The organism is Paenibacillus phytohabitans (assembly GCF_013141775.1).
Classification (GTDB): domain Bacteria; phylum Bacillota; class Bacilli; order Paenibacillales; family Paenibacillaceae; genus Paenibacillus_AQ; species Paenibacillus_AQ phytohabitans.
On record NZ_WHOB01000021.1, the window covers coordinates 242933 to 269894 of the forward strand.

Annotated in this window: 24 protein-coding genes and 1 pseudogene; 23 read left to right on the plus strand and 2 right to left on the minus strand. The window is 52.7% G+C overall.

What is annotated here, in order from left to right:
• Positions 1-39: 39 nt before the first annotated feature.
• From GC101_RS09150 to ilvB, 8 genes are all read left to right on the plus strand, one after another.
• On the plus strand, positions 40-498 hold the full coding sequence (locus tag GC101_RS09150; protein WP_042134708.1) for a GAF domain-containing protein: 459 nt from the start codon (positions 40-42) through the stop codon (positions 496-498).
• Positions 498-1541: a PAS domain-containing sensor histidine kinase gene (locus GC101_RS09155; protein ID WP_246354250.1), complete on the plus strand. Its 1044-nt coding sequence runs from the start codon at positions 498-500 to the stop codon at positions 1539-1541. The genes GC101_RS09150 and GC101_RS09155 overlap by 1 nt, the downstream gene beginning before the upstream one ends.
• A 28-nt stretch (positions 1542-1569) precedes the next feature.
• A complete protein-coding gene (locus GC101_RS09160) occupies positions 1570-2217 on the plus strand; it encodes a response regulator transcription factor (RefSeq protein WP_039308190.1) in 648 nt (215 codons plus the stop codon).
• A 23-nt stretch (positions 2218-2240) separates the two neighbouring features.
• Positions 2241-2768 carry a hemerythrin domain-containing protein gene (locus GC101_RS09165; protein ID WP_171716980.1) on the plus strand — a complete coding sequence of 176 codons (528 nt, stop codon included), beginning with the start codon at positions 2241-2243 and terminating at the stop codon, positions 2766-2768.
• Between the two features lie 528 nt (positions 2769-3296).
• The gene (locus GC101_RS09170) at positions 3297-4787 is read left to right on the plus strand and encodes an MFS transporter (protein ID WP_171716981.1); all 1491 of its coding nucleotides are present in this window, start codon (positions 3297-3299) and stop codon (positions 4785-4787) included.
• A gap of 94 nt (positions 4788-4881) precedes the next feature.
• A complete protein-coding gene (locus GC101_RS09175) occupies positions 4882-6132 on the plus strand; it encodes a molybdopterin molybdotransferase MoeA (protein ID WP_171716982.1) in 1251 nt (416 codons plus the stop codon).
• A 24-nt stretch (positions 6133-6156) separates the two neighbouring features.
• Positions 6157-7173, plus strand: a complete 1017-nt coding sequence (gene moaA / locus GC101_RS09180; RefSeq protein ID WP_171716983.1) for a GTP 3',8-cyclase MoaA — start codon at positions 6157-6159, stop codon at positions 7171-7173.
• 84 nt (positions 7174-7257) lie between these two features.
• Positions 7258-8934, plus strand: coding sequence for a biosynthetic-type acetolactate synthase large subunit (ilvB, locus tag GC101_RS09185; protein ID WP_171716984.1), 1677 nt, complete (start codon positions 7258-7260; stop codon positions 8932-8934).
• A gap of 86 nt (positions 8935-9020) precedes the next feature.
• Here the strand turns inward: ilvB and GC101_RS09190 are convergent, their stop codons facing one another.
• The gene (locus GC101_RS09190) at positions 9021-9734 is read right to left on the minus strand and encodes a YwiC-like family protein (protein WP_171716985.1); all 714 of its coding nucleotides are present in this window, start codon (positions 9732-9734) and stop codon (positions 9021-9023) included.
• A gap of 169 nt (positions 9735-9903) precedes the next feature.
• Between GC101_RS09190 and mobB the strand changes: the two genes are divergently transcribed.
• From mobB to GC101_RS09205, 3 genes are read left to right on the plus strand one after another with little or no spacing between them, the layout of a single operon-like run.
• The gene (gene mobB / locus GC101_RS09195; RefSeq protein WP_246354251.1) at positions 9904-10458 is read left to right on the plus strand and encodes a molybdopterin-guanine dinucleotide biosynthesis protein B; all 555 of its coding nucleotides are present in this window, start codon (positions 9904-9906) and stop codon (positions 10456-10458) included.
• A 38-nt stretch (positions 10459-10496) separates the two neighbouring features.
• Positions 10497-11111 (plus strand): molybdenum cofactor guanylyltransferase, encoded by a 615-nt coding sequence (gene mobA, locus GC101_RS09200; RefSeq protein ID WP_171716987.1) that lies wholly within the window; start codon positions 10497-10499, stop codon positions 11109-11111.
• A gap of 4 nt (positions 11112-11115) precedes the next feature.
• Positions 11116-11601: a molybdenum cofactor biosynthesis protein MoaE gene (locus tag GC101_RS09205; RefSeq protein WP_042134724.1), complete on the plus strand. Its 486-nt coding sequence runs from the start codon at positions 11116-11118 to the stop codon at positions 11599-11601.
• A gap of 158 nt (positions 11602-11759) precedes the next feature.
• Here the strand turns inward: GC101_RS09205 and GC101_RS09210 are convergent, their stop codons facing one another.
• Positions 11760-13250 (minus strand): glycoside hydrolase family 43 protein, encoded by a 1491-nt coding sequence (locus tag GC101_RS09210; RefSeq protein ID WP_171716988.1) that lies wholly within the window; start codon positions 13248-13250, stop codon positions 11760-11762.
• 166 nt (positions 13251-13416) lie between these two features.
• Between GC101_RS09210 and GC101_RS09215 the strand changes: the two genes are divergently transcribed.
• The 12 genes and pseudogenes from GC101_RS09215 to GC101_RS09265 all read left to right on the plus strand — a co-directional run bounded on the left by GC101_RS09215 (position 13417) and on the right by GC101_RS09265 (position 26812).
• Positions 13417-14322, plus strand: a complete 906-nt coding sequence (locus GC101_RS09215) for an ArsR/SmtB family transcription factor (RefSeq protein WP_171717060.1) — start codon at positions 13417-13419, stop codon at positions 14320-14322.
• Positions 14323-14429: 107 nt separating this feature from the next.
• Complete coding sequence (locus GC101_RS09220; RefSeq protein WP_171716989.1) at positions 14430-15137, plus strand: DNA alkylation repair protein; 708 nt, start codon at positions 14430-14432, stop codon at positions 15135-15137.
• 617 nt (positions 15138-15754) lie between these two features.
• The gene (locus GC101_RS09225; protein WP_342423934.1) at positions 15755-16312 is read left to right on the plus strand and encodes an RNA polymerase sigma factor; all 558 of its coding nucleotides are present in this window, start codon (positions 15755-15757) and stop codon (positions 16310-16312) included.
• Positions 16294-17457, plus strand: coding sequence for a hypothetical protein (locus tag GC101_RS09230; RefSeq protein ID WP_171716991.1), 1164 nt, complete (start codon positions 16294-16296; stop codon positions 17455-17457). The genes GC101_RS09225 and GC101_RS09230 overlap by 19 nt, the downstream gene beginning before the upstream one ends.
• Positions 17458-17657: 200 nt before the next feature.
• Positions 17658-18995, plus strand: coding sequence for an ABC transporter substrate-binding protein (locus GC101_RS09235; RefSeq protein ID WP_171716992.1), 1338 nt, complete (start codon positions 17658-17660; stop codon positions 18993-18995).
• A 207-nt stretch (positions 18996-19202) separates the two neighbouring features.
• Positions 19203-20165, plus strand: coding sequence for a carbohydrate ABC transporter permease (locus GC101_RS09240; RefSeq protein WP_171716993.1), 963 nt, complete (start codon positions 19203-19205; stop codon positions 20163-20165).
• The gene (locus GC101_RS09245; RefSeq protein ID WP_171716994.1) at positions 20162-21007 is read left to right on the plus strand and encodes a carbohydrate ABC transporter permease; all 846 of its coding nucleotides are present in this window, start codon (positions 20162-20164) and stop codon (positions 21005-21007) included. Before GC101_RS09240 ends, GC101_RS09245 begins: the two co-directional genes overlap by 4 nt.
• Positions 21008-21108: 101 nt before the next feature.
• Positions 21109-22863, plus strand: a complete 1755-nt coding sequence (locus GC101_RS09250; RefSeq protein WP_171716995.1) for a sensor histidine kinase — start codon at positions 21109-21111, stop codon at positions 22861-22863.
• 96 nt (positions 22864-22959) lie between these two features.
• A complete protein-coding gene (locus GC101_RS09255; protein ID WP_171716996.1) occupies positions 22960-24564 on the plus strand; it encodes a response regulator in 1605 nt (534 codons plus the stop codon).
• A 46-nt stretch (positions 24565-24610) separates the two neighbouring features.
• Positions 24611-24912 (plus strand): annotated as a pseudogene (locus tag GC101_RS36020) (Gfo/Idh/MocA family protein); the annotation flags it as partial.
• 18 nt (positions 24913-24930) lie between these two features.
• The gene (locus GC101_RS09260) at positions 24931-25713 is read left to right on the plus strand and encodes a Gfo/Idh/MocA family protein (RefSeq protein WP_246354253.1); all 783 of its coding nucleotides are present in this window, start codon (positions 24931-24933) and stop codon (positions 25711-25713) included.
• A 16-nt stretch (positions 25714-25729) separates the two neighbouring features.
• Positions 25730-26812 carry a Gfo/Idh/MocA family protein gene (locus tag GC101_RS09265; protein WP_171716997.1) on the plus strand — a complete coding sequence of 361 codons (1083 nt, stop codon included), beginning with the start codon at positions 25730-25732 and terminating at the stop codon, positions 26810-26812.
• Positions 26813-26962 lie beyond the last annotated feature (150 nt).

Sequence of the window (26962 nt, forward strand, 5' to 3'; positions counted from 1 at the left end):
GGGTGAATTTCTTTCCCTGTTCAAATGAGGAGAGAAACGATGAACAATAAGGTGGATTACCAAATCGAGCTTGACCGGATGCGCATAGCTTTGGGATATGACTTCATGTCGCTGGCTTTTGCTGAACCGGCGGAATATGACTATGTCATCCGGTGGAAATACGCCTCAGGGAACACAACGGACCGTTACAAACGGATTGTCCTTCAATCCGGCAGAGGGATTGCCGGCATCGTGTTCAAGACCGGCAAGCCTTTCTTAATCCCGTCTGTGCAGACAGATGTGCAGCCGGATACCTTGTTTAACTATCCCATTACCAAGATGGAGAATCTGAGCAGCATCGGGGCTGTGCCGGTGTGGAATGATGCCCGTGTCGCAGGCGTGCTTCTTGGCGGTTTCAGGGGCGAACGGCAGGTAAGCCCTGACATGCTGGGGGACCTGGACAGGGCAGCGCGTAAGGGGATTGGAGACTTGAACGGAAAGGAATTGTTGCTCAGTTGATGACACCCGGAACGGATCTGCAGAGTCTGCTCATGACAAAGCTGTTTGAGAACAGCTCGGAGGCGATGTTCTTTTTTGACCGGCAAGGGAAAGCCCTGGCCATGAATCCGGCTGCCGAGAACATCGTGGACAAGGATATTCTGAAGCAGCTGTATCAGGGGAATCCTGAGGCGCTTTGCGGGACCTGCCGGGGATACACGAGTGAGACGGAGCTCCGTACCTGCCTCAATTGTTATTTTCATACACCGGACTCCGAGGAGTTCACCTCATACCAGGTATATCTGGAGACGAAGGATAAGGGGGTTGTCCCTTATGCCGCCACCTTCCACACCATAGATGACGAGAAGGGCATCAGAGTATTTATGCTTAGGGATCTGACCAGACAGTTCAAGACGCAAGAGAAGTTCTACCAGAACAAAATGATGAAGCATATCATTGAGGCGCAGGAGAATGAACGCAAGCGGATCTCCCGGGAACTGCATGACAGCGTGGCCCAGGAGCTGATGAGTGCCGTGATTGATCTGCGTGTGCTGAAATATATGACAGCGGATGAGCAGCTGCTGAAGAAGATGAAGCAGACCGAGGTCTCCATGACCCGGCTTCTGAATGATATCCGCAACCTTTCGGTAGAGCTTAGGCCGGCTGCTCTGGATGATTTCGGCCTGGAAGCCGCATTCCGGTCACACTTCAAGCGGGTGGAGCAAACCTATGGCCTGGTGATTGATTATGAGTCCCGGCTCTCCGAGAAACGGTATGGGAGTGAGATCGAAACCGTCATGTACCGTGTGTGCCAGGAAGCTGTGCTGAACGCCCTGAAGTATGCGCAGGTTGACAGTGTTAAAGTTTCACTTACCGAAAAGGACGGCGTGCTGCTGCTTCGGGTAGAGGATAAGGGAACCGGCTTTAATCAGGGTGACGAGCCGGATGGAACCGGACTTGGCCTGTTTGGCATGCAGGAGCGGGCGGAGCTGGTGGGCGGCACCTTCAGCGTAGATTCAGAGATAGGCAGGGGTACGGTGATTATTTTACAGGTGCCTGTATGATTTGCGCGAGGAAAGGAATGAGCTTTTGATGAAGATCGTCATTGCAGACGACCATGCGATCGTACGCAGCGGATTCTCCATGATTCTCAATTTTCAGAATGACATTGAAGTGATCGGAGCGGCGGCAGACGGCAGGGAAGCTTACACCATGGTCGCCAAATTCCGGCCGGACATTCTGATTATGGATTTAAGCATGCCCCCGGGAGAGAGCGGGCTGACCGCTACCGGCAAGATTAAAGAGGATTACCCCGATACCAAAATCCTGATTCTGACGATGCATGACGATGATGAATATCTCTTCCATGTGCTGAAGAACGGGGCCTCCGGTTATGTGCTCAAGAGTGCGCCGGACGAGGAGTTGCTGCTGGCCATCCGGACCATTTATGAAGGCGGCACCTATATTCATCCCAAGATGGCAACCTCGCTGGTCCGTGAGTTCATCAAGCAGGATAAAACGGCAGGCACAGAGGATCTGTTCGAGCTGTTATCCAAGCGGGAGCTCGAGATCCTGCCGCTCATTGCCAAGGGATACGGGAACAAGGAAATCGCCGAGAAGCTGTTCATTTCAGTGAAAACAGTGGAGGCCCACAAGGCGAAAATTATGGAGAAATTAAACCTTAAGAGCCGGCCGGAGCTGGTCGAGTATGCTTTGAGGAAAAAAATGCTGGATTTCTGACCGGCGAATGGAGGTAAGCCTTGATGCCGGAACATGCAGGGCTCAAGTTTACGGTGCCCGCCATGCGCATTCTTGAGAATGAACACCGCTATTTATCCTTTCTGATGGAAGAATGGCATGATATCGTACTTTGGTTTGAGAGGGAGCAGCCCGCTCCGGAAGAAGCCAGAGCTCAGCTTCATAAGCTGCGTAAGGCGGTTCTGGAGTTTACGGGCCCGCTGAAGAAGCATACCGTGAAGGAAGAAACGCATTTTTTTCCGCTGCTGGGCCGTTACATCGGTTTTGAACAAGGGCCGCTGGTAGGCATCCAGGAGGAGCACCGCGAGATTGAAGGGTATATTGGACATTTCCTGCATCACACAGAGGGCAATGCCGAACTGATGACGCTTGAGGATATCCGTGCTGCGGTGAAGGATGCAGGGGAAGCCTTTGAGGTGCTGACGGTACACTTTGTCAAAGAAGAGACGGTTATCTTTCCGATGGCTGAGCATCAGCTTAGCGCGAAGAACAAAGAGCGGTTAAGCCAACAGCTGAATACGCTTATTACGTGAGAATGCATGAACAAGCTGCTCCTATGTGGGGCGGCTTTTTTTGTGCACAGCAAATTAGACAACAAGAAATCTGGATAAATCGGGGGAGGCAGATTAAGTCACTTGCAACAGCATGGGTTAGGTTTAAATGCAGCGTCTTCCGAAAATAATTGGATTTTCTCCACTTGTCAGTGAACAAAGCCTCCCCTGTCAAACAGCAGTGGGAAAAACAGCACTTAATATGCTGCAAACAGTCAGATTAGAGGAAAGAAATAAAATTAAGTGACGTTTATCCAACTAATGTAACAGAGGCCGAAGCCCGAAGTAGGCGATAAGAGAAATTGTGAGATGTTTCGTTTGTGGCAGGAGTTGCAGGAGTGAATAAGGTCTGGAGCAATGCCCCGCTGTGCGGGGTTATTTTTTTTAGGGTTTCCCCTGTCAGGGAAAGGGGACTCCCCTATATCTGAGCCGGGGGACCGGCGGATACAATGAGTACAGGAAGTATTCATGCGAATAATCAAGAGAATAAACGGCGAAAAGGTGAGTCGAATGATTAAAAAAGTGCAATTGCCGCTACAAACCTTAAACCTGATTACCGGATTCATGGTGTGGGTGATCATCTCTTCCCTGATGCCCTTTATTTCCGAGGACATTAGCATCCCTCCGGGAAGACTTGCGATGGTCACAGCGATTCCGGTGGTGCTTGGCTCAATTCTAAGAATTCCTTTGGGCTATTATGCGAACATTCTGGGAGCACGCATTATTTTTATGTCCAGCTTTATCCTGCTGTTGTTTCCGGTCTACTTCATCAGTGAAGCGTCCACGGTTACTCACTTGATTATCGGAGGCCTGTTCCTTGGAATCGGCGGGGCTGTATTCTCAGTGGGGGTGACCTCTCTGCCGAAATATTTTCCCAAAGATAAGCATGGTCTGATCAACGGAATCTACGGGATCGGGAACATCGGCACGGCGGTCACAACCTTCTCTGCTCCGATGGTGGCGGCACAGATAGGCTGGGCCCCTGCGGTGAAAATGTATCTGATTCTGCTGCTGGTGTTCATCGCCTTGAATTTCTTCTTCGGGGACCGTCATGAGCCTAAGCTCAAAACCCCGATTATCGAACAAATCAAAGGCGTATCCCGAAATGAGAAGCTCTGGCTGTTCTCCTTGTTCTATTTCATTACCTTTGGCTCCTTTGTGGCCTTCACGATTTATCTGCCTAACTTTCTGGTATCGAATTTCGGTCTGGACAAGGTGGATGCCGGGATGCGCACAGCCGGCTTCATTGCCGTTGCGACCTTCTTCCGTCCGGTAGGCGGCTGGCTTGCCGACAAGTTCCAGCCGTTGTTCCTGCTCACCGGCACATTCAGTATCTATACAATTGCCGCTATTATCCTGGCCTTTATGCCAGACATGAGATTATATACAGCCGGATGCCTTGCGATTGCGTTCAGTGCAGGAATCGGTAACGGAGTCATTTTCAAATTAGTTCCGCTGTATTTCAATAAGCAGGCGGGTGTCGCGAACGGAATTGTATCGATGATGGGCGGCCTGGGCGGCTTTTTCCCTCCGATCATGCTGTCGGTGATTTATTCGGTGACCGGGCAATATTCCATCGGGTTCATGCTGCTCTCCCAGGTGGCGCTGGCCAGTCTGGTGCTGGTCGTGTGGCTCTATTTCCAGGACCGGCTTGCGCTTACCTCTGAAGTGTTCAATTCTACCGGACAGGGGATTCTGGTCACCGATGTTTCCGGTTTGATTAAGACCGTCAATCCGGCCTTCACGAAGCTCACCGGCTATACGGAGGACGAGGTTCTCGGCAGACAGCCCAGCATTCTCAAGTCAGGCCGCCAATCCAAAGAATTCTACCGCGTCATGTGGGGGGAGGTCAGGGAGACGGGAATGTGGCAGGGCGAAATCTGGAACAGGCGCAAGAACGGGGAAGAGTATCTGCAGTGGCTGAACATCAACGCTGTGAAGGATGACACCGGCGAGGATGTCCGGTATGTAGGTACATTCAGCGATATTACGCAGAAATAACCGGAGGAAGTGGCGTTGAACCGCTGCAGCCCATCCCTTTCCATACAGGACGGCATAGCCGATTCTACTGGGTCCGGCATCAAGTTAGGAGCAGATGAAGGTGGAAAAGACCAGAAATCCGGTTACCGTGGCGGAAGCTGTATTCCGGGTAACCGAAAGAGTGTGCTGCACAGGTACAGAAAGAGTGCCGCTTGCCGCAAGCTATGGACGCATCCTGGCGGAGCCGCTGACGGCAACCCATGATGTTCCGCATTTTACGCGGTCACCCTATGACGGGTATGCAATTGCTTCGGCAGATTCAGTTGGTGCTTCCGGCAACAGCCGGATCAGCTTCACGGTTGTAGATCATATCGGCGCAGGGGAGATATCTCAGGTTACGCTTGGGGCATTCGAAGCCGTCCGTCTGATGACGGGAGCCGCGCTGCCGGTGGGTGCAGATGCGGTAGTCATGTTCGAACAGGCCTCGGAGGCCGGCCGGACGTTTACCATCCGCAAATCCTTTGCCCCGCAGGAGAATCTGTCCCTGCAGGGTGAAGATATGCGCTCAGGCGAAAGGATCGTTCCGGCAGGCAGCTTCATTCATCCCGGAACTGTGGCGCTGCTGGCTACCTTCGGGTATGGGGAGGTGCGGGTCGGCAAGCGGCCGGTTGTAGGCATATTGTCAACGGGAACCGAGCTGCTGGAGGTGACGGCTCCGCTTGAACCCGGTAGAATCCGCAACAGCAACGGGCCGATGATCGCTGCCCAGCTCGCCCGGATGGGTATACCCTACCGGATGTACGATACGGCAGCGGACCAGCTGGAAGAATGCCTGCTGACGGTCCGGCAGGCGATGACAGAAACAGACTGCCTGATCACCACAGGCGGCGTATCCGTCGGCGACTATGACTACTTGCCGGAAATATACAAGCGCCTCGGGGCCGATGTGCTGTTCAACAAGGTGGCGATGCGTCCGGGCAGCGTGACTACAGTCGCGGTTGCCGGGGAGAAGTGCCTATTCGGATTGTCCGGCAATCCGTCGGCGTGCTTCATAGGCTTCGAGCTGTTTGTCAGGCCCGCCCTGCTCACGATGATGGGGGCAGATAAAGTCTATCTGCCGCGTACGACAGCCGTACTGGGAGAGGATTTCCTGAAGGCCAATCCGTTCACTCGGTTTATCCGGGCTGTTCATGACCGGACCTCGGTGCGTCCTGCCGGCTTCAATAAATCGAATGCGGTATCCTCCATCGCACGCGGGAATTCGCTGATTGTGCTGCCGGGCGGGACAAGAGGTTATGCTGCAGGCGATCCTGTGGATGTACTGCTCCTCGGCGTTGAGGAAGGTACGGACGAATGGGTGCTGTAAGCTTACCGGAAGGGAGATAGACATATGACTGCTCATCCATTGCAGGACCAGCTGCGGCGGCCGATCCATGATTTGCGGATTTCGGTAACAGACCGGTGTGATTTCCGCTGTTCCTACTGCATGCCGAAGGAAGTGTTCGGAGAGGATCATGCCTTCCTCCCGGCAAGCGGGCTGCTTACCTTTGCAGAAATTCTCCGGCTGACGAAGCTCTTCGTCTCCCTTGGCGTAAGCAAAATCAGGCTTACCGGAGGCGAGCCGCTCATGCGGCGGAGCCTGCCCGAGCTTGTTGCCGGAATCCGTGCTATCCGTGGTGTCGAAGATATGGGGCTGACGACGAACGGGGTACTGCTGGGCGGGCAGGCAATGCCGCTCTATGCTGCGGGACTCCGCAGGCTGAATGTCAGCCTGGATGCTCTGGAGCCTGAGCTGTTCGGCAGAATGAACGGGCGGGGTTACAAGCCTGGAGCGATTTTGAGACATATTGATTATGCCATAGCAGCCGGCTTTGAGGTCAAAGTAAACATGGTGGTACAAAGAGGGGTGAACGAATCGGAGATTGTGCCGATGGCGGCCTACTTCAAGGATAGAAATATAACGCTGCGCTTCATCGAATTCATGGATGCCGGCAACGACAACGGCTGGAGCTATGAGAAGGTTGTTACCAAACAAGAAATTCTGGAGCGCCTCCAGGGTACATTTGTGCTGGAAGCCCTGGAGCACGATTATTTCGGCGAGGTGGCGCAGCGTTATGGCTACAAAGGCAGTCAGGCGCAGATCGGCTTTATCACTTCCGTATCCGAATCCTTCTGCCCCTCCTGCACGCGGGCCCGGCTGTCTTCCGACGGCAAGCTGTATACCTGCCTGTTCGCATCGGACGGCTTGGATCTCAGGGCAATGCTCCGCAGCGGCGCGGATGATCAACATCTGCTGGCTGCCATTAGAGACGTCTGGGAGAATCGCGCTGACCGCTATTCCGATGAGCGGACAGAACAGACCGCGGGGAACAGAACCAAGATCGGCATGTCCTATATTGGAGGTTAAGCACAGAACGCATTATTCAGCGGTTGAGCGGGCAGGAATGCAGCCTGAAACTACATTGTATATGACGGGAGACGAACTGAACTTATGAACGGAGCACAGCTGCTGATTGAGATGCTGATCGAGAAAAAGATTGAGACCCTGTTCGGCTACCCCGGCGGTGCCGTATTGCCTTTATATGACGCGCTCTATGATTGTGACCGGATTCAGCATGTGCTGGTCAGACACGAGCAGGCTGCGGTCCATGCTGCGGACGGATACGCAAGAGCGACGGGACGCCCGGGGGTAGCCCTTGTTACCAGCGGTCCTGGAGCAACCAATGCCGTCACCGGAATTGCTACCGCCTTCATGGATTCGGTTCCGTTAATTGTCCTTACCGGCCAGGTATCCACCGAGCTTATTGGTCTGGACAGCTTTCAGGAAGTGGATATTTACGGAATGACGATGCCGGTTACGAAACACAATTATATCGTAAGGGAGATCAAGGAGCTTCCAAGAATTATACATGAGGCGTTCCATGTGGCGACAACAGGACGGCCCGGTCCGGTTCTGATCGATCTGCCGAAAAATGTCATGAATGCGGAATTCACTGCAGCAGGTGACTTCTCCGTTCAGTCCTCCCCGCCGGTTATCCGGGGGTACCAGACCGATTATTTCATAGATCCTGCGGATATTCAGCTGGCGGCAGAGCGGCTGAACCGTGCGCAGCGGCCGCTTGTGCTTATTGGCGGAGGCTGTATTCAAGGGGAGACCCCGGCACTCCTGAAGGAATTCGCCGAGCAGTTGGGACTTCCTGTAGCCAGCACGCTGATGGGCCTCGGAGCTTTCCCGTCCGGACACTCCCTGCATCTGGGCATGGTCGGGATGCATGGAACAGTGGCTGCCAACCGTGCACTCCAGGGTGCTGACGTTGTGCTGTGTCTCGGTGTGCGGTTCAGTGACCGGGTAACGGGCAACCGGAAGGCGTTCTCGCCGGGTTCCTATAAAATTCAAGTGGATCTGGATACCTCCGAGCTGAACAAGAACATTCCCATAGATCTTGCGGTCACCGGTTCTTGTGCAGATTTCCTTAGCGGATTACGGGGACAAGTACAGGCAGCGGAGCATTCCGCCTGGGATCAGCAGGTCATGGCCTGGCTGAAGCGTCCGGTGAAATCGAGCAAGGGCCAGGATGCTAAGATGACTCCCCAGGAGGTTATCGGATGCATTCAAAAGGCTACAGCGGGCGATGCGATTATAGCCACAGATGTCGGCCAGCATCAGATATGGACGGCTACGCACTACGAGTTCTCGGAAGCACGGTCGTTCCTGACCTCCGGCGGACTGGGCACCATGGGGTACGGCTTGCCTGCTGCAATCGGCGCCGCTGTTGCTTTTCCTGACCGCCATGTGGTTTGCATTACAGGGGACGGAAGCTTTCAGATGAATATGCAGGAGATTATGACGGCTGTTGACCATGGGCTGAACGTCAAGGTTGCGATCTTTAAGAACGGGTATCTGGGGATGGTAAGACAGTGGCAGCAGCTGTTTCTGGGCCGGCGGTATTCCTCGGTGCGGATCAGCTCGCCGGATTTTGTCGCCTTGGCGGCGTCCTTCGGCGCCCACGGGTTCCGGGCACGCACGCTTGCTGAAGCGGAGCAGATTATTGAACTTGCGCTGCATACGGAGGGGCTTGTTGTTATGGAGTTCGATATTACCGAGGAGAGCAATGTATACCCCATTGTGCCGCCGGGATCGAGCAATCAGGATATGATTGTGGAATAGCATTACGCAGCAATAAGGAAGCTCCTCTACCGTGATTACCGGCAGAAGAGCTTCCTGATTTTATACGTTTGGGGTTATTTTATACGCTAGAAGTAGAGCACAAGCACAGACACATATAACATAACGGAGAAGCCGATCTCGATGATTCCGGTACGTTTGGCAGTGATGCCCGTCTTAGGCAGGATGGCCGCCCGCAGGAGCAGGATCAGCAGCGGAACCAGCAGAGACGGAAACAGGAAGAGTCCGGCTGCTGCAACCAGCAGATGATAGAGCACCGAGCCGTAATAGAAGCGGATATTGTTCCGTTCACGGATGACGGTTTTGACATATAATGCGGTTCCGGTGAAGTACAGCACGGCCAGCACGAACAGCTCGGTCACAGTCTGCCAGCTCCCGCCCTGACCGACATAGAAGACCGGATAGATGATCAGGCAGAAGGCCACTATGGCCGAGATGTCATTGAGCAGGGCCCGTTCATTTTTGGTTCTAGCATAATAGAGATTCACAGCGAACAAAGGCACGAGCGGCAGAACAAACCATAACAGCACAGGCTCAGCTGCCACCAGATAGATGATCAAAGGGAGCAGCAGAATGCCATACAGCTTCAAGGGCTGGGCATAACGCTTGAATCTCCTTGTCTTCACCCCCTGCAGCAAAGGAAAGCTGAACAAATAGATCAGCAGCCAGCAGACAAACAGCGGAATATGTATAAGCTGCCCCCGGGATGCGGCTACCCCGAACAGAAAGGGCAGAACGAGCATCGCCCAGGCGCCGTGCTGGTTAGGGATATATTTCTTCATACTAAACATGACCTCCTACCCTGAACTATCATGGCCTGTGAGGATGCCAGACTCCTTAACTATACTTTTTTTGATGGGGGACGCGGGTGATTTGAAGCACAAGATATGCGCTGCTCCCCAGGGTTATCACTGAACGTTATTATGATGAAGGAGAGGCTGCAACGTGACTATGGAATCTCAACATGCAGCAGTACGGGGACCAGTTCCTGTACTGCAAATTGTCGGTTATAAGAATAGCGGAAAAACAACCCTGGCCTGCCGCTTAATCCGCGCCTTATCCGCCCGTGGGCTGCGTGTCGGGTCGGCCAAACATGATGCCCACCACTTTCAACTGGATGATCCGGGCACAGACAGCAGCAAGCATCTGCTGCACGGTGCAGTTGAAGCTGTACTGACCTCGTCAGAGGCTACAAGAATCATGCGGAAGTCCGAAACCTCATTGGAAGACATCGCAGCATCTATGTACGGTAAGGTTGATCTGCTGATTGCAGAAGGCTTCAAGTCTGCGGATTATCCCAAAATCGCATTGATCCGCAATGCAGACGAGATGAGCCTGCTGCGAAACCAGACTGCGAATATATGCCTATGGCTGAGCTGGGAGGAGAACGAGGTTAAGCACAGGGCAGCCTCTCCGGTCAGCCCGAATACTATCCCTGTACTGCCTCTGCAGGATCAAGCGCTTATTGATGAAGAAGTTCTTTCTCTGGCTCTGTCACTTCTCTAATCAAATGGAGCGGGAATATTTTACGGGAGGTGCTTAATTTGCTGACTGGAATCATACTGGCAGGCGGACAGAATTCCCGGATGAAGGGCCAGAATAAAGCGCTCCTGACCTATCAAGGGGAGCGTTTCGTGGATAGACAGCTGAAGGAAATGCGAACCGTCTGCTCTAAAATAATTGTTGTTACGAACGATGCTTCTCCGTACATGGATTACCCTCCGCAAGGAGATATCCGGTATCTTCCGGACATCTATGCGGGGCATGGACCGATGAGCGGGTTTCATGCTGCTTTTGCCGGGGTGGAGACGGAATATGCCTGGGTTGTGGGCTGTGATATCCCTAACATCTCCGCTCCCGCCGCTTCGTGGATGCTTACCCGGCTCATGGAAGGGGACTATGAGGCTGTTCTTCCCGTAATGAATGGCAAACATCAGATGCTCCATGGGGTATACCGGCCGCAGCGGATTCTGGCTGATATTAATGAAAGACTGGATACACGGCAGTACCGGCTATCCGGATTATTAGATTCCATGCACTGGTTAGGGGTAGACAAGGACGATCTAGCTGGTGCGGGTATACATGAGGATTTCACTGCAGATATTGATACACCTGAGCAATATAAGGATCTGCTGCACGCAGATATGGAAAGGGAGTGATCACTTGGGCAGTGCATTATTCGAAATTACAGACAACCCGATTCAGCCGCAGGCGGTATCTGATAAAGTTCTGCGGAGAGAAGCGGGAGCGGTCACTTTATTCATAGGTACGGTAAGGGAGCTCACGCAGGGTAAGCGGACATTATATCTTGAATATGAAGCGTATCCGCTTATGGCGCTCACGCAATTGGAACGCATCGGGCAGGAGGTCAGAGAACGCTGGCCGGATACCAGGGTTGCTGTGACACATCGGGTAGGAAAGCTTGAAATTATGGATATCGCTGTGGTGATCGCTGTATCTTCGCCGCACCGTAAGGCTGCTTACGAGGCGAATGAATATGTGATAGACCGGATTAAACAGATTGTACCGATCTGGAAAAAAGAAACGGGCGAAGACGGCAAAGCATGGATTGGCGATCAGCTGAATCAATGTGCTTATCCGGAAGGCCGGCCCCTCTTACCGGATATTCCTGTGGAAGACAGGAAGTAAAGAAGCGGCAATTCGCGATCTGATAAACTACCGGATCGCTGATAAGAATGCATTAAGGGAGCTCCCGTAACGGGGGCTCCCTGTTTTTTGGTATCCCGGATATACGCAAAGCGGTGCAGAGCTAAAGCGCGGATACCCGCAGGCTCTGCTTCTGCTTGTTACACATACTCGCACTTAAACTCCGTGAACTCCGCCGAAGCATCTTCCCCGCAGGCGTACAGTCCGATGAGTACCCCTGTAAATCCTCCGGCCACCTCGGAAGAGAGGTATCTGGTCTGGGCCGTGCCGAGGGGGATTTCACCGTGTTCACTGCTAATGAAGAAGCTGTATTGCTCCTTACCGGATTTGATCAACAGCGTAGCCTGATTGTCACTGCCCAGATCCACTTCATGCTGGATGGATTTGACATCTCCAATATTGAGGCGTTCGACTACCCGGTACCCCGATTCCTCCTTGCGGATTGCCAGATCATAATGATGATTCTCGTCCATATAGAGCGTGATGCCGGCTTCTCCGCCTGTGAGCGTTATATTGCAGGTAATCACCGCGTCGAAATCCCGTTGGCGGAGGCCGATAAAGGTCGGGGATGCCGGAACATCCAGCGTCACCGCTGTGCCTTGTAACGTCAGCTTGTCTTGTCCCAGCAGATAATTCTCTGTGGCCGGATGTCGGAGATAAGCCCAGTCCAGATTCCAGCCGGTATTCGCAAAAGTATAGCTTTTCTTCTCCTGCTGAACCACCGTATCCGGAATGCGGTCCGTCTCGAAGCTCAGAAGCACCGTTCCGTTATGCCCGGCTGTGAACCAGCCGTCTTCGCCGAAGGTCACCGGAGTCAGGAACACTTCGCGGCCCAGATGGTGGTAAGTGAGCCAGCGTCCGGTTTGCCGGAACCCCAGATGCAGGAGCCACCAGTTCCCCAGCTCATCCTGGATCAGATCGCTGTGTCCGACACCCTGCAGCTCATAGCCGCCCAGATTGCGGTTGGTCAGGACAGGATTATTCGCATAGGCCTCGAACGGACCGGAAGGGGAAGTCCCCCGCGCATAAGTCGCCATATGACCATATTCGGTACCTCCTTCGGCTGCGAGCAGGTAGTAATACCCGTTGATTTTATAGAGATGAGGGCTTTCCAGATAACGTCCGCCCGTTCCCTGCCAGATAGACTGGCTCGGCGACAGCTTGCTGCCCGTTTCAATGTTAATTTCACACTGAATCACACCTGGAGTACCGTTATCGTCCAACCCGTTGCTCATAAACAAAGTCTTGCCGTCTTCAAAATACAAATCCGGATCGATTCCGCCCTGATCGACATAGACCGGTTCCGACCATTCGCCGTAAATATCGTCCGTCCAGACATAGAAGTTCTGGCGGGTCGTGTCATTGGTAGTCACCATGTAGAAACGGCCGTTATTGTGGCGGATGGTAGGGGCGAACACGCCGCCGGAGCTGCTCACCGTACCCAGCTGAATCTGGCTCCCGCGGGTCAGGCAATGGCCGATTTGCTTCCAGTTAAGCAGGTCCGCGCTCTCGAAGATAGGCACTCCAGGGAAATACTGAAAGGAACTGCAGACCATATAATAGATGCCGTCCACTTTGCATACGCTGGGGTCAGGGTAGAAGCCTTTGATTACCGGATTGTTGTATTTCATACATACACCTCTTCTATAAATTCATATATATATAAATTCAATATGATCACTTCTAAGGAAATTAAACACCAACTTGAGATTCATAGCAATAGATTAAGCTTGTCTGCGGGATTTAAATCGGTTAAATTAATAGAAATATGAATTCAGTGATCAGGAGATAATCATGATGATAAAAGCAGACGGGAAACCGGAGTTCATGCCTTTATACGAGGCGCTGGCCAGTGAAGTCAGGTGGAGAATTATGAGCCTCATTGCCGAGCACGAAATGAATGTGAAGGATATCGCGGATAAGCTTGCGCTTAGCCCATCCATCGTCACCCTGCACATCCGGAAGCTCGAAGCAGCCGGGCTGACCGGAAGCCGCAGGGTCCGGCTGAACGGGGGGACGCATAAGCTGTGCTTCCTCAAAGCAGCAAGCATTGATATCCAGCTGCCGTCTGCCCGCAAGGACGCGAAGATGCTCGAGCAGAGCATTTCTGTGGGTCATTATACGGCGTTTGAAGTCCATCCAACCTGCGGGCTGGGTACACATGAGATGGAGATTGGGGTGTGGGATGATCCACGTTATTTTCTGGATCCCGAGCGGGTTAATGCTGCGATTCTATGGTTTGGCAGAGGATACGTGGAGTATAAAATGCCCAACTATCTGGCCGCCGGACAGACGGCGGACTTCCTTGAAATGTCCATGGAGCTGGCTTCGGAAGCGCCCGGCTTAAGGGACGAATGGCCGTCGGATATCGGCTTCACGTTTAATGGTGTGTTCCTTGGAGCCTGGACGAGTCCCGCGGATTTCGGCAGAGCGGCACGCGGCAGATACACGCCCGAATGGTGGCACCGGAATGTGAACCAGTACGGGCTGCTCAAGACGATCCGCATTGACGCTTCGGGTACTTTTATAGATGGAGTGCAGATGTCGGAGGTGACCATTCACGAGGTGAAGCTGCAGGAGCCGTTCTGGACGCTTCGGTTCACGGTGGACGAGCAGGCAGAACATGTAGGCGGATTGACGCTGTATGGGGCAGGCTTCGGCAATCATGACCAGGATATTGTGGTTCGGGTGTATCTCCGGTAGGTTGCGGCTGCGCGAACCGTACAGTACAATTTCAGTAACCGGTTATGCCGGTCAGGCTTAAGGGATCACTTTGAAGAGAATACTTCGGATAAAGGGAGTGTTATATAATGAATGCAGAAATGGTCATGCAGGAGCTGGAAGAGCTCGGCAAGGAACGAACCAAGAAAATATATAGCTCGAATGGCGCGCAGGAACCGCTTTTTGGTGTAGCTACCGGGGCGATGAAGCCGATTTTCAAAAAAACTAAAATCAATCAGCCGCTGGCTGAAAAGCTATATGCGACGGGGAATTATGACGCGATGTATTTTGCCGGAATCATTGCTGACCCTAACGGGATGACGGAAGCCGATTATGACCGGTGGATGGACGGGGCTTATTTCTATATGCTGTCTGATTTCGTGGTGGCCGTAACTCTGGCGGAGGCGGATATCGCCCAGCAGGTTGCCGATAAATGGATCGCGAGCGGCGAGGACCTGAGAATGTCGGCGGGCTGGAGCTGTTACTGCTGGCTGCTGGGAAGCCGCCCGGATAAGGAATTCTCTGAGAGCAAGCTGGCGGGTATGCTGGAGCTGGTGAGCAAGAGTATTCATGAGGCGCCGGAGCGTACCAAATATTCAATGAACAATTTCCTCTACACAGTAGCCGTATCCTATTCGCCGCTGCATGACTTGGCGAGTGAGACAGCGAAGAAAGTAGGTCCGGTAGAGGTGGGCAAGGACAAGCCTGCAGGCAAATCCATTAATGCCTACGACAATATTCAAAAGGCCGTCGAAAAAGGCCGCGTCGGATTTAAACGCAAGCATGTGCGGTGCTAGGCGGGTATCCGCTGAATCTGGTGTTTTAATTAACATCTGCCTCTTAACGTGGGCAGGTGTTTTTTGTTGGGGCTGAGTTAACGATTGAATGCTGTCTGCAAAAAACGTTCCACTAATGTTTAACTAACGTTCCACCACGTCAATCCTGTTCCACCCACGTCAATCCTGTTCAGCACCTGCTCAACCCACGTTTAACCTGTTTTTTGCGCAGCTGGAATCCGGTTGCCTTTGTAATCCTGCACAGAATACAACATTATCCTCTTAATCCCGGCCATAATTGTGAATTGTTGTATTAAATGCAGCATTTCTCCTTCTCCAAGCCGCTTGTCAGGAAAATTCTTGTATTTCGTACAACAATTCTCCCGAACTCCCCGGTATTTGGGCGTCCGAGTTGTAGAACGTACAACATTTCCGTGCTAAGCTTCGGCGGCCGCTCGCCCGTGTGCTGCTATGGCTGTAACGCTAGCTGTAACACATGGTTTTTACATAACGAGATCAACAGAATCATATCTGTTGGTCTCTTTTGCTATGGAGCCCGGCATAAATAATTGTCACGCTTGAGACTGCTCAAGTGTTATATCTATAGAAACAGAAGAAATAGAAGAAAGGAGACCACCGTGAATTCTATTGAAGAGAAGATTGGGAGAATACAGGCCGGAGAGGCCCACCTGTACTCCGATGTGATCAGGCTGTACCAGCAGCGGATATACTTCTACTGCTTCCGGCTACTGAACAGCAAGGAAGAGGCGGAGGATGCGGTGCAGGATGTCCTCATCAAGGCTTATCAGAACATCGGCCAGTTCAAGCCGCAGGCGGATTTTGTCTCATGGCTCTACAAGATCGCCTACCACCATTGTCTGAATCTGTTGCGGCGGCAGAAATTCCAGCTTCAACTGCGCAAGCTGCTCCGGCAGGACGTTATGGTGAACAGCGCCGAACAAATGGTTGAGAACCGCCTGTTCAGCGAGCCGGTCTCGGCCGCCCTGGGGAAGCTTGATGTGGAAGACCGGAACTTGTTGATTCTGCGTATTTATGAAGATAAATCGTTTGCGGAAATCGGCGAAATTCTGGGTGTTAGTACGGCTACCGTACGCAAAAGATATGGACGGACCAGAGACAAGCTAAAAAAAGCGATTGAGAGAAAGGAGAAACAATTATGGGCAAGAGTGAATTGACTTCGGAGGAACGGTTCCTGAAGGATGGAGACCGGTCTGCTAATTATCTCCCCGTGGATGTTCATGACCCGGTAATGAAAGCGCTCGGGCTTGGCGGGACTTTATCTGCTGATGAAGAGCAGACAACGGTGCAGACGCTTCCGCCAAACGAAGATGCTCCTAACACTATGCGCAGGGTTGAGACAGAAGCCGGAACAGGGCAGAGACGGAAGCGGATTCGGGTGCAGGGCTGGGTGGCGGCACTCCTTGTAGTAGTGTTGCTGGGCGGCGGTTATGCCCAGTATTCCGGTGAAGTCCGGCAAGGGGCCGAACGGCAGGGGGCCGGGGCTCAGTACAAGGTGCTGCCCTATAAGCCGCTTCCGGCGACGGCATCGGGCGGCATGATAGAGAAGGCGAAAGAACCCTTGATGCCCTATACTCCTGAGGCACAGCCGGGTATAGAGGATGAAGCCTACCAGGAGAGTAAGCTCTACAGCCAGAAATATTCAAAAGGGCACGAACTCATGAAGGAGTTGCTGCTTCCCGGAGAGTATGCCACCTATGTAATTGCGCGTGAAGACCGGCAGGAAGAGGGGAGTCTTAACATGTACCTTCCACCGCTCACGTTCAAGGAGTATGCAGCTTATAAGACCAGCGTAGAGAAGCACAACACTCCGATAGTGAAGCAACCGGCGTATATGCCGGAAGGGTATGTCTTGGACGAGGCAATCATCAAGCCTTCTTTCCTAAAGGTTCCAGATGAGAAGCAGCTTGAGGGCGGAAACGCGAGAGACCTGGGGGACAACTTCCGGCTGACCTGGAGAGTAGAGAAGGCGGAGAACCTTGTCTACCAGTATTCCTCGCTGATATACAAGAAGGGGGAGACTCAGGTAAGAATCGGTGTCTCACGTGTTGATGACAATTCAGGACCGGCATATCCGCTGCCGTGGAGCGAAAAGACAAAGGTGGAGAATGTTGAGATAGGCGGCAAGCAGCTCATTTATCTTGATGACTCCAGCAACACGGAGCTCGACTTGGGGTATAAGTATAAACTGGTCTGGTCTGACCCAGAAGCGCAGATCATCTATTCCGTGGCGGTTGGCCAGGAGAATTCGGAGTTAACCAAGGATGATATCATCCGCATTGCCGCCAGTATGATGAATTAGACGAATGCAGATGGGGCGCTCAGGGCTGCCCCGCTATCTATGATAGCGGAACAGCCCTTGAGCGTTTTTGGCATGCACGTAGACTTCATTTCCGGGAGATTTTATAATAATTCGTGCATTGCTCTTATATGAACTTCAAATCCTAATTGTTACTATAACAATGTAGTAAGAGAAGTCAGATGTATACAGGAGGGTTAAAGATGTTGAAATGGAAGCGTTCTCTTTCGCTGTTAGCCATGACAGCTATATTGGGTACACTGGCTGCCTGCGGCGGCGGAGGGAATGGAGCAAACAATGCAGGTGCTGCAACTGCGGCACCTGCCAGTACTGATGCTGCGGCAACTACAGCTCCTAGCAGCGGTGAACCTGTCAAACTCCGGATTATGTGGTGGGGCTCCCAGCCGCGCCACGAGGCAACCTTGGCTGCGCTGGACTTGTACACGAAGAATCATCCGAATGTAACGTTTGAGCCGGAGTATTCCGGGATGGACGGATATCTGGACAAATTATCTACCCAGGCTGCGGCCAATAACGCTCCGGATATCGTGCAGCTCGATCCGGGCTGGATGCCGGACTGGATGGCCCGCAAGCAACTCACTGAATTGGCGCCAGAGGTGGATGTCAGCAAATTCGATGAGAAGCTGCTGGCCGGCGGCCAGCTGGACGGCAAACAGTATGCCGTTCCGCTGGGCTCAGTAGCCTTTGGTATGGTTTATGATAAAGCCGCTATGGATAAGCTGGGGATTGCCAATCCGGCCAATGGCTGGACCTGGGATGATTTCTTCGCCTTAGCCAAGGAATCCCAAGCAAAGCTGCCGGACGGCCAGTATTTCACCCTGGACTATGCGGGGAACTACTTCATGTATTCGGCTTACCAATACGCCAGGGGGAAAGGGCAGGTTATCACGGATGACGGTCATTTCAATGTGGATGAAGCCATGTACCTGGAATGGACCCGGAAATTTGAGGAGCTGCGTACAGAAGGCCTGGTTCCTCCGGCGGATGTGAATGCCTCCGATAAGGAGAATGATCCGCAAATGGACCTGCTGGCAGCAGGCAAAGTCCTGTTCCGGTACAGCTTCTCCAACAACCTGGGAACCTGGGACAGTATTAAACCGGGAGCTTACGCCCTTGTAACGATGCCGCGTGCCGAAGAAGCCGGAGGCTGGCTGAAGCCGTCCATGTTCCTGGCCGTTTCCAAGAATTCCAAGCATGCCGAAGAAGCCAAGAAATTCATCAACTGGTTCGTGAATGATCCGGAGGCAGCTCAAGTCACCCAAACCTTCCGCGGCCTGCCGGCCAATAAGGACAATGCCGCCCTTCTGGAAGCTAACATGAGTGAACTGGATAAAGTAGGATTAGGGCTCCTTCGTGCTACTGAGCCGGATGGCCAGACCTGGTCGGCCGGAGCCGGAGGCTGGACGAACTTCGTGGATAAAGACTGGGTGCTTGTCCGTGACCAGCTGAGCTTCGGGAAATCCACGCCTGAAGAAGCTTATAAGCAGCTTAAGGAAGCAGCGCAATCCTACGAGAAATAGAAGGATTATTTATAGCGTAAGGCATATATATTCTATAGTTGAACGAAAAGCCCGGGACAGCCATGTCCCGGGCTTTATTCCGGACTATTTGGTTCCCTGGAATTACCGTTATATTTTGAAAGAATTCGAGCATTCCCCTCATTTAGCCGGGTGTGGGCCAATTATATACTTGAGTTATCCAAATTGACCACAAGAGGTGACCTACAGATGAACCGTTCCACAACGACTTTAGCCGAAGCGGCTCCATTGCCGAGAAAAAGCTCCTACTTTCGCAGCAGATGGAACGCTCCGCTTGCGGGCTATTTATTTATTGCGCCCTGGCTGATCGGGTTTCTGGCGCTGACGGCGTATCCGTTATTCTTATCGCTGTACTATTCGTTTACCGACTACACTTTGATGCAGCCGATGCAATGGATCGGGTCCCGCAATTATGAACGGATTTTTACGGCGGACCCGAAATTTATTCAATCTGCCAAAGTAACCGTCATGTATGTGCTTGCATCCGTGCCCCTGAAGCTGGCAGCCGCTCTATTCGTTGCCATGATTCTCAGCAAAGCGGTGAGAGGAATTAGTTCTTACCGTACGGCGATCTATTTCCCGTCGCTTATCGGCGGCAGCATCGGGGTCTCCCTGCTCTGGCGTAACATTTTCGGAGTAGAAGGGATTTTCAACAAGCTGATTGCTGTGTTTGGAATAGAGGGGAAAAGCTGGATTACCAATCCGGACACAGCTCTTGGCACATTGATTCTGCTGACCGTCTGGCAATTCGGCTCCACCATGGTAATCTTTCTCGCAGGACTGAAGCAGATCCCGAATGATCTCTACGAGGCATCCTCGGTTGACGGGGCCAGCAAGAGAACGCAATTCTTCAGAATCACCCTGCCGATGCTGTCACCGATCCTCTACTTCAACCTGATCATGGCTGTCATTGGCGCCTTTCAGATGTTCACTTCCGCTTTTGTGATTACGAACGGAGGGCCGATGAATTCCACCTATGTCTATGCAATGTATCTGTATGAGAGGGCCTTCAGCCGTTACGAGTTGGGTTACGCTTCCGCACTCGCCTGGATTATGCTGGTCGCCATCGTTGCTGCAACCGTCCTGATCTCTTACACCTCGAAGTATTGGGTATTCTATGAAACAGACACTGGAGGGAAACAACGTAAATGACAACATTGAAATGGAAGCCGGCAATCCGTCATCTGTTCATGATTCTCTTCAGCTTCGTCATGGTCTATCCGATTGTCTGGTGGATTGGAGCTTCCCTGAAAGACAGCACCGAGCTTAGCTCACCGGGAATCTTCCCGGCGGTCCCGCATTGGGACAATTTCACCAAGGGCTGGAATTCGGTTCCCGGCCACACTTTTACAGATTTCTATCTCAACACCTTCGGGCTTGAAATTGCTGTCATTATTGCAACCCTGTTATCCTGTACGCTGGTTGCCTTTGGTTTCGCGAGACTGGATTTTCCGCTGAAGAATTTCTGGTTTTCGATTCTGATGCTGACCCTGATGATGCCCGGACAGGTGCTGATCATCCCGCAATATGCTTTATTTTATCAGCTGGGCTGGGTCAATACGTATTTACCGTTTATCATTCCCCATCTGCTGGCAGGCGGGGCGGGCGGGAGCTTCTTCGTCTTCCTGCTGATCCAGTTCATCCGCGGGGTTCCAAGAGAGCTTGATGAATCAGCCAAAATCGACGGATGCTCCTGGTTCGGCATCTTCTGGAGAGTTGTTATGCCATTGGCTTTCCCGGCGATCGTTACGGTGACCATCTTCTGCTTCCTGTGGAACTGGGATGATTTCCTGGGCCATCTCCTCTACATCAACACGGTGGATAAGTATACAGTCGGCCTTGCGCTGCGCATGATCAACGATTCCCAATCTGCGGCGGAGTGGGGCCAGCTGCTTGCTATGTCGCTTGTATCCATTCTTCCGGCTACTGTTGTCTTCATGTTCCTGCAGAAGTATTTCGTAGACGGGATTGCGACAACAGGGATAAAGGGATAAGATGTAAAAAAACATCCGTCACATAACGGTAAAGCGCCCGAGCCTCATTCGCAGCTTTACCGTTTCTTTCGTGTGAACCGGAAGTGAAGGAAGGTACGGACTTGACCAATCCTTTTAAAAAATTCAGAATCGACCGCCTGTTTTTCCACAGCTTTGCTATTGTGCTCATTCTAGTAATCGCAGTTACGGCATGGACAAGCTACAGCAATTCATCCAAAGCCCTCGTGCAGACGACCTCCCATTACCAGCAGCGGCTGCTGGACGAACTGAATAATGAAATTACAACGCGGCTGGATATGATTGAGCAGATTTCACTGTCCAGCTCACGTGACAACGAGCTGACCACTTTTCTCCGGAACAGGCAGGATGATTTCGAGCGCTACCGCAGGCGTGTAGGCGTAGAAAGTGCGCTCGCCAATCTGACCTATGCCATTCCTTTAATTCAGGGAATTGATCTGTATATGGATGAGCCTATGCCGAGTGAGAGCCAAAGCTACATCCAGTTCCGGAATATTGTTGATCTGGATAAGCAGGAATGGTCCAAGCGTCTGGTGAAAAGCGATTTCGCCTGGTCCGGGGAATATACCATTCCCAGCTTTCAGGGGGACGTCCCGGTGCTTAGCTTCGCCCGGAAAATCATGTATGAGAATGACTATCTGGGCGTGCTCGTCGTCCACATTAAAGCCAAGGAAATCCGGCAGCTGCTGACCGGCAATTCCTCCGGGTCAAACCGTATCATGGCCGACAGCGAAGGGAAGCAGATTCTGAGGATCGGGGAGACGCTCGAACAGAACGAGTGGTCTAAGTGGATCGATCTCAAGAGTAAGAAGTCGGGGTATGTGCATATTCTGGGCAAAGCAGGTTCCGGCAACACTCTGCTGGTCTATTCCCGAATGGATAACTCCATCTGGACGCTGATCGAATTCACGTCATGGAAGCAGATTACGGCAAGCAGTCTGAAGCTCGCAGAGTGGATTGGCCTGATTGGTATTGCAGCGATCCTGCTGGTGCTGCTGCTGACTCACTATCTGAGCAAGCAGTTTACCAAGCCGATCAAACAGCTTGTAAGCGCTATGAAGATGTACTCTGTTGGAGGGCATAAAGAGGAGCTGCCCACAGATTATGAGAACGAATTCGGTTATTTATTCTCCGGATACCGCAAGCAGAATGAGCGGATTGAGGAGCTGTATCTCTCGCTGGAACGGCGTTATGAGCAGCAGCGGAAAGCTGAGATTGAAGCGCTGCAGGCCAATATCAATCCCCATTTCCTCTATAATATGCTGGATCAGCTGAACTGGATGGCAATCGATGCCGGGCAGGAGGAGCTCAGCCGGATTCTGGAGCTGATGGGACAGATGTTCCGGATCGGCTTATCCAACGGGGCGAGCTTCATTAAGCTCTCTGAAGAGCTGCTGCACATCCGGTGTTATCTCGAAATCCAGCAGCTCCGCTGGGGGGGAGGGCTGGAATACAAGATAGAGGCAGCCCCGGAGCTGCAGGATGTGTACATCCCGAAGCTTACCCTGCAGCCGTTCGTGGAGAATTCAATCGTGCACGGCTTCAATAAGCAGAGCAGCGGTGTTGTATCTGTCTATATAGGCAGAGCGGAGGAGGCGCTGCAGATTATTATTGATGATAACGGAGCAGGCTTGAAGCAGCCGGAGGAGCGGCCGCGTAACCGCCATACCGGCGGCTATGGCATTCGCAATGTGCGGGAGAGAATTGCCGGATATTTCGGCAATGACTATGGGGTTACATTGAAGGAACGTGAAGAAGGCGGAACCAGAGTAGAGGTGAGTCTGCCTCTGCTTACAGAGGCCCCGGGGCAGCGGCTAAGCGAGCATAGAAAGAGCTAAGTGGAAGGCACAAATGGTAAGCGCTTCCCTCACCGTGCAGGGCAGATAACGTTGCAGCGGATAGTGATAGCAAGGAAGCTTAAGGAGGCAGAGACGATGTGGAAAATCGCCATTATTGATGATGAGCGCCAGGTCCTCCAGGGGATGAAGCGGGCGATCCCATGGGATGAGCTGGATGCAGAATGGGCCGGGGAAGCACTTAACGGGGAGGATGGCCTGGAGATGATCCGCGCAGCCTGTCCGGATATTGTGATCACCGATATCTATATGCCGGTGATGAGCGGTCTAACGATGATGGAGCATCTAAGGAAGGAAGGCTTCAAGGGGAAAATTATTATTTTGAGCGGATATTCAGACTTTGAGCATGCCAGGCAAGCACTCAGGCTTCAAGTAAGTGACTATGTCTCCAAGCCGATCAGTCTGCCGACGCTTAAGTCGATACTGGGCAAGATCATTGAGGAGCTGATCAAGGAGGAGGAGGAGCGGATCAGACAGGGGGAGCTTGAGCTGAAGATGATGCTGTATGAGCCCTTTGTCGAGAAAGAATGGGTTCGTTCCGCAGCAGTCGGCACCTTGGACCCCTCTTACCGGAACAATACCCACCTGCCGCCTTCTTATCAGTATTGGCTGGAACGCAAGCATGCCACCATCGGTATTGAGCTGATCCGCGATGAGCGGGCCAGCTCCTTCTCTGTCTCCGACTGGAATCTGTTTCGCTTCGCCGTCAGCAATATTGCCTGTGAGGTTGCGCGCAGGTTTTTCACGGACATGGAATATACAGAGCTGAACAGCTATAGGGCATTATTAATTATTCATCCCGGGGAAGAATGTGCGGAGCAGCTGGAAGAGCTTGGAACCCGGCTGATCGACAGCATCAGCTCATACCTGAGGCTGGTAATACGTATCGGAATCGGGAGCCTAAAGGATACGTGGATGAAGATCCCCGAATCGACAGAAGAGGCCTTCCGCGCGATGGATCAGGGAGCCTTGCGGATGAATCCGGCTTATGAAGTGTATCAGTACCGGGAGAGCAACAGCGGCAGGCAGGAGAGGGGGGCGTTGTTTCCGGTCAAGTTCTCCTATAAGCTGGCTGCTGCGATGAAGGCTACACAGGAAGCCGAAGCGCAGCAGCTTGTAAGCGAATATGTCACCGAGCTGCAGAAACAGCAAGGGGTCTCCGCCGGCTACGTGCAGATGCTTGGCAGTGAACTGTGGGGGATCATAACCTACTCGCTGTATGAATCGGGACTGGTGCTGGATGATCTGTTCACCAATGACCAGATTGCCAAAGAAATCGGCAATCTGGCAGTGCCCGACCAGCTGGCAGGCTGGTTGTCCGCCAAAATAACCACGATCTGCGCCAGCCGGCAATGGAAAGGCAGCAGCAAACACAGGCAGGTTGTTGATTTCATGACCAGTTACATTCATGAGCATTATGCGGAAGAGCTTACGCTGGCGGATCTGTCAGACAAGGTATATATCTCGCGGAATCATCTGTCCATTATATTCAAGAATATTACCGGGGAGACCTTCAACAATTACCTGACCCGGGTGCGGATTGAGAAAGCAAGAGAGCTGTTAATGGAACGGAAGATGCTGGTCTACGAAGTGGCGGAACGGGTCGGCTACAAAAACATCCCTTACTTCAGCACGCTGTTCAAGAAAATTACCGGTATGAACCCTACAGAGCTGATCAACTAAGTAAAGCGTAAATGTAACATTCGGAAATTCGGGAGCGTGAGAGATTATGATTCGCATAGCTATAATCGGTACGGGTTCAATAGCGGCTGTTCATCTGCAGGCCTTCGCCTTGTTTGCAGACCGCTGCACAGTAGTTGCGCTGGCAGACAACCGGAAAGAGCGGGCTGATGCGCTCCGGGACCGATTCCGGCTGGAGAGCAGGTTTGTACAGGATTACCGCGAATTGCTTAACGATGAGGAAGTGGATATGGTGTCCATCTGCCCCCCCCTCATTCCCATGCGCAGATTGCTGCCGACTTCCTGCGGGCTGGCAAGCATGTGCTGGTGGAGAAGCCTATGGCACTGTCGCTTGAAGAGTGCGACCGCATGCTGGCTGCGGCGGCTGAATCGGGCCGTATCCTGTCCGTCGTCGGACAGAACCGTTTCCTGGATTCCAACAGGAGATTGAAGGCTACACTGGACTCCGGATTATTGGGCAGGATTGTACATGCCCAGGCGGATTCCTTCTGGTGGAGAGGGCAGAGCTACTATGATGTATGGTGGAGGGGAACCTGGGAGGCAGAAGGGGGAGGCTCTACGCTGGGCCATGGAGTACATCAAATGGATCTGCTGCTGTGGATGATCGGCATGCCGGAGACCGTTCAGGCAGTCATCCGGAATACCTCGCATGACAAGTCGCAGCTGGAGGATCTGTCAATCGCCATTCTGTCTTATCCGGGAGGCGGCTTGGCCCAGGTTACCAGCTCCATCGTTCATCACGGAGAAGAACAGCAGCTGGTGTTCCAGGGGGAGAAGGCGCGTATCTCAGCACCCTGGAAGGTGTATGCTTCTTCTTCGCGTGACAATGGATTCCCGGAGCGGAATACCGGGCTGGAGGAAGAGATCGAGCGGTATTGCAGCAGCATAGCCCCCCTGCAATATACGGGACATGCCGGACAAATTGACGATATGCTGAAAGCGATCGGGGACCCGGCGCAGCGTGTTCTGATTGACGGGCATGAAGGAAGGAAGACGCTGGAGCTGGTCACCGCCATCTATGAAGCCTCGATTACCGGGCGGCCGGTAACTCTTCCAATAACTAAGGACAGTATGCTGTACACGAGGGACGGTATTCTCGCCCATGCTCCACGATTTCCTGTTGGCAGTTGATAAGGGAGGTAAGAATATGACAGTTAAGTTCAGTATTATCGGCGGTGCGGGCTTCCGCGCCCAATATTTCCTCAGAATCGCCCGTTCCATGCCGGACCGCTTTCAGATTAGCGGGCTTGTAGTAAGGGATGCCGCCAAAGGCAGAGCCATGGAAGAAGCATGGGGGGTTCAGACTTACCGTTCTCTTGAAGAACTGCTTACTAGCGAAACCCCCGATTTCGTACTGGTCTCGGTCAGCGGCCGGGACTCTCTGGATTATTTGTACCGCCTGGCAGAGCGCGGTATACCGGCGCTGACGGAGACGCCGCCAGCCCCAAGTCTGGCGGAGCTTGAGCAGCTGCACAAGGAACTGACTATGCACGGAGCGCGGATTCAGGTTGCCGAGCAGTATCCGTATCATCCGGTGCAAGAGGCGCGGCTGTCGCTGATCCGCTCGGGCAGGCTCGGACGGATCACGGAAACAACGGTGTCCGTTTCGCAAATGTATCATGGAGCAAGCCTGATCCGCAGGATGCTCGGCATTGAGTTCGAGGAGGCCAATATTAGGGCTATGCGGTTCGGGTCCCGCTGGGTTAACGGCCCTACCCGCAGCGGCCCTCCGGCCAAGGATAAGCTGATTCCTCTGCAAAGGGATCTGGCCTGGCTGGATTTCGGAGACCGGCTGGGGATTTACGACTTCACCAAGGATCAGCACCGTTCCTGGACCCGTTCGAATCACCTCTCCGTGCGCGGAGAACGGGGAGAAATCTTCGATAACCGTGTGCTGATTCAGCAGGACAACCTGGTGCCGCTTCAGCTGGAGCTGAAGCGCATCAACAAGGGGGAACAGGAGAATGCCGAAGGCTATTATCTTCAAGGGATAATCTGCGGCGAACAATGGCTCTACAACAATCCGTTCACCCCTGCCAGATTATATGATGATGAGATCGCGATTGCGGCTTGCCTGGACAAGATGTCCGCCTATGCCGCCGGCGGCCCCGGATTCTACGGACTGGAGCAGGCCTCACAGGACGTGTACCTCGGATTGATGATTGAGCAGGCAATACAGACCGGTGATACCGTGAGAACTGAGCGGCAGTGCTGGGCGGTTGAGAAGTAGCACGGGTTAACTTGATTCAACCCAATAAGAGATTTCCTTGCGCGGGTGTGGTAGCAATTTCCGCCCTGCGGGAATCTCTTTCGTAGTATTAGGTCAGCCAGAAACTTCTGGTTGGCCTATTTATTTGTGTTTTTGACACTGGTAAGATGC

Excerpts from the sequence above, each read along its gene's own strand:
- GC101_RS09165 (WP_171716980.1), top strand. The coding sequence starts at position 2,241 with ATGCCGGAACATGCAGGGCTCAAGTTTACGGTGCCCGCCATGCGCATT.
- GC101_RS09210 (WP_171716988.1), bottom strand. The coding sequence starts at position 13,250 with ATGAAATACAACAATCCGGTAATCAAAGGCTTCTACCCTGACCCCAGC.
- GC101_RS09155 (WP_246354250.1), top strand. The coding sequence starts at position 498 with ATGACACCCGGAACGGATCTGCAGAGTCTGCTCATGACAAAGCTGTTT.
- GC101_RS09255 (WP_171716996.1), top strand. The coding sequence starts at position 22,960 with ATGTGGAAAATCGCCATTATTGATGATGAGCGCCAGGTCCTCCAGGGG.
- GC101_RS09215 (WP_171717060.1), top strand. The coding sequence starts at position 13,417 with ATGATAAAAGCAGACGGGAAACCGGAGTTCATGCCTTTATACGAGGCG.
- mobB (WP_246354251.1), top strand. The coding sequence starts at position 9,904 with ATGGAATCTCAACATGCAGCAGTACGGGGACCAGTTCCTGTACTGCAA.
- GC101_RS09265 (WP_171716997.1), top strand. The coding sequence starts at position 25,730 with ATGACAGTTAAGTTCAGTATTATCGGCGGTGCGGGCTTCCGCGCCCAA.
- GC101_RS09150 (WP_042134708.1), top strand. The coding sequence starts at position 40 with ATGAACAATAAGGTGGATTACCAAATCGAGCTTGACCGGATGCGCATA.
- ilvB (WP_171716984.1), top strand. The coding sequence starts at position 7,258 with ATGAACGGAGCACAGCTGCTGATTGAGATGCTGATCGAGAAAAAGATT.
- GC101_RS09220 (WP_171716989.1), top strand. The coding sequence starts at position 14,430 with ATGAATGCAGAAATGGTCATGCAGGAGCTGGAAGAGCTCGGCAAGGAA.
- moaA (WP_171716983.1), top strand. The coding sequence starts at position 6,157 with ATGACTGCTCATCCATTGCAGGACCAGCTGCGGCGGCCGATCCATGAT.
- GC101_RS09170 (WP_171716981.1), top strand. The coding sequence starts at position 3,297 with ATGATTAAAAAAGTGCAATTGCCGCTACAAACCTTAAACCTGATTACC.
- GC101_RS09230 (WP_171716991.1), top strand. The coding sequence starts at position 16,294 with ATGGGCAAGAGTGAATTGACTTCGGAGGAACGGTTCCTGAAGGATGGA.
- GC101_RS09160 (WP_039308190.1), top strand. The coding sequence starts at position 1,570 with ATGAAGATCGTCATTGCAGACGACCATGCGATCGTACGCAGCGGATTC.
- GC101_RS09240 (WP_171716993.1), top strand. The coding sequence starts at position 19,203 with ATGAACCGTTCCACAACGACTTTAGCCGAAGCGGCTCCATTGCCGAGA.
- GC101_RS09175 (WP_171716982.1), top strand. The coding sequence starts at position 4,882 with ATGAAGGTGGAAAAGACCAGAAATCCGGTTACCGTGGCGGAAGCTGTA.
- GC101_RS09235 (WP_171716992.1), top strand. The coding sequence starts at position 17,658 with ATGTTGAAATGGAAGCGTTCTCTTTCGCTGTTAGCCATGACAGCTATA.
- GC101_RS09245 (WP_171716994.1), top strand. The coding sequence starts at position 20,162 with ATGACAACATTGAAATGGAAGCCGGCAATCCGTCATCTGTTCATGATT.
- GC101_RS09190 (WP_171716985.1), bottom strand. The coding sequence starts at position 9,734 with ATGAAGAAATATATCCCTAACCAGCACGGCGCCTGGGCGATGCTCGTT.
- GC101_RS09260 (WP_246354253.1), top strand. The coding sequence starts at position 24,931 with ATGCTGGCTGCGGCGGCTGAATCGGGCCGTATCCTGTCCGTCGTCGGA.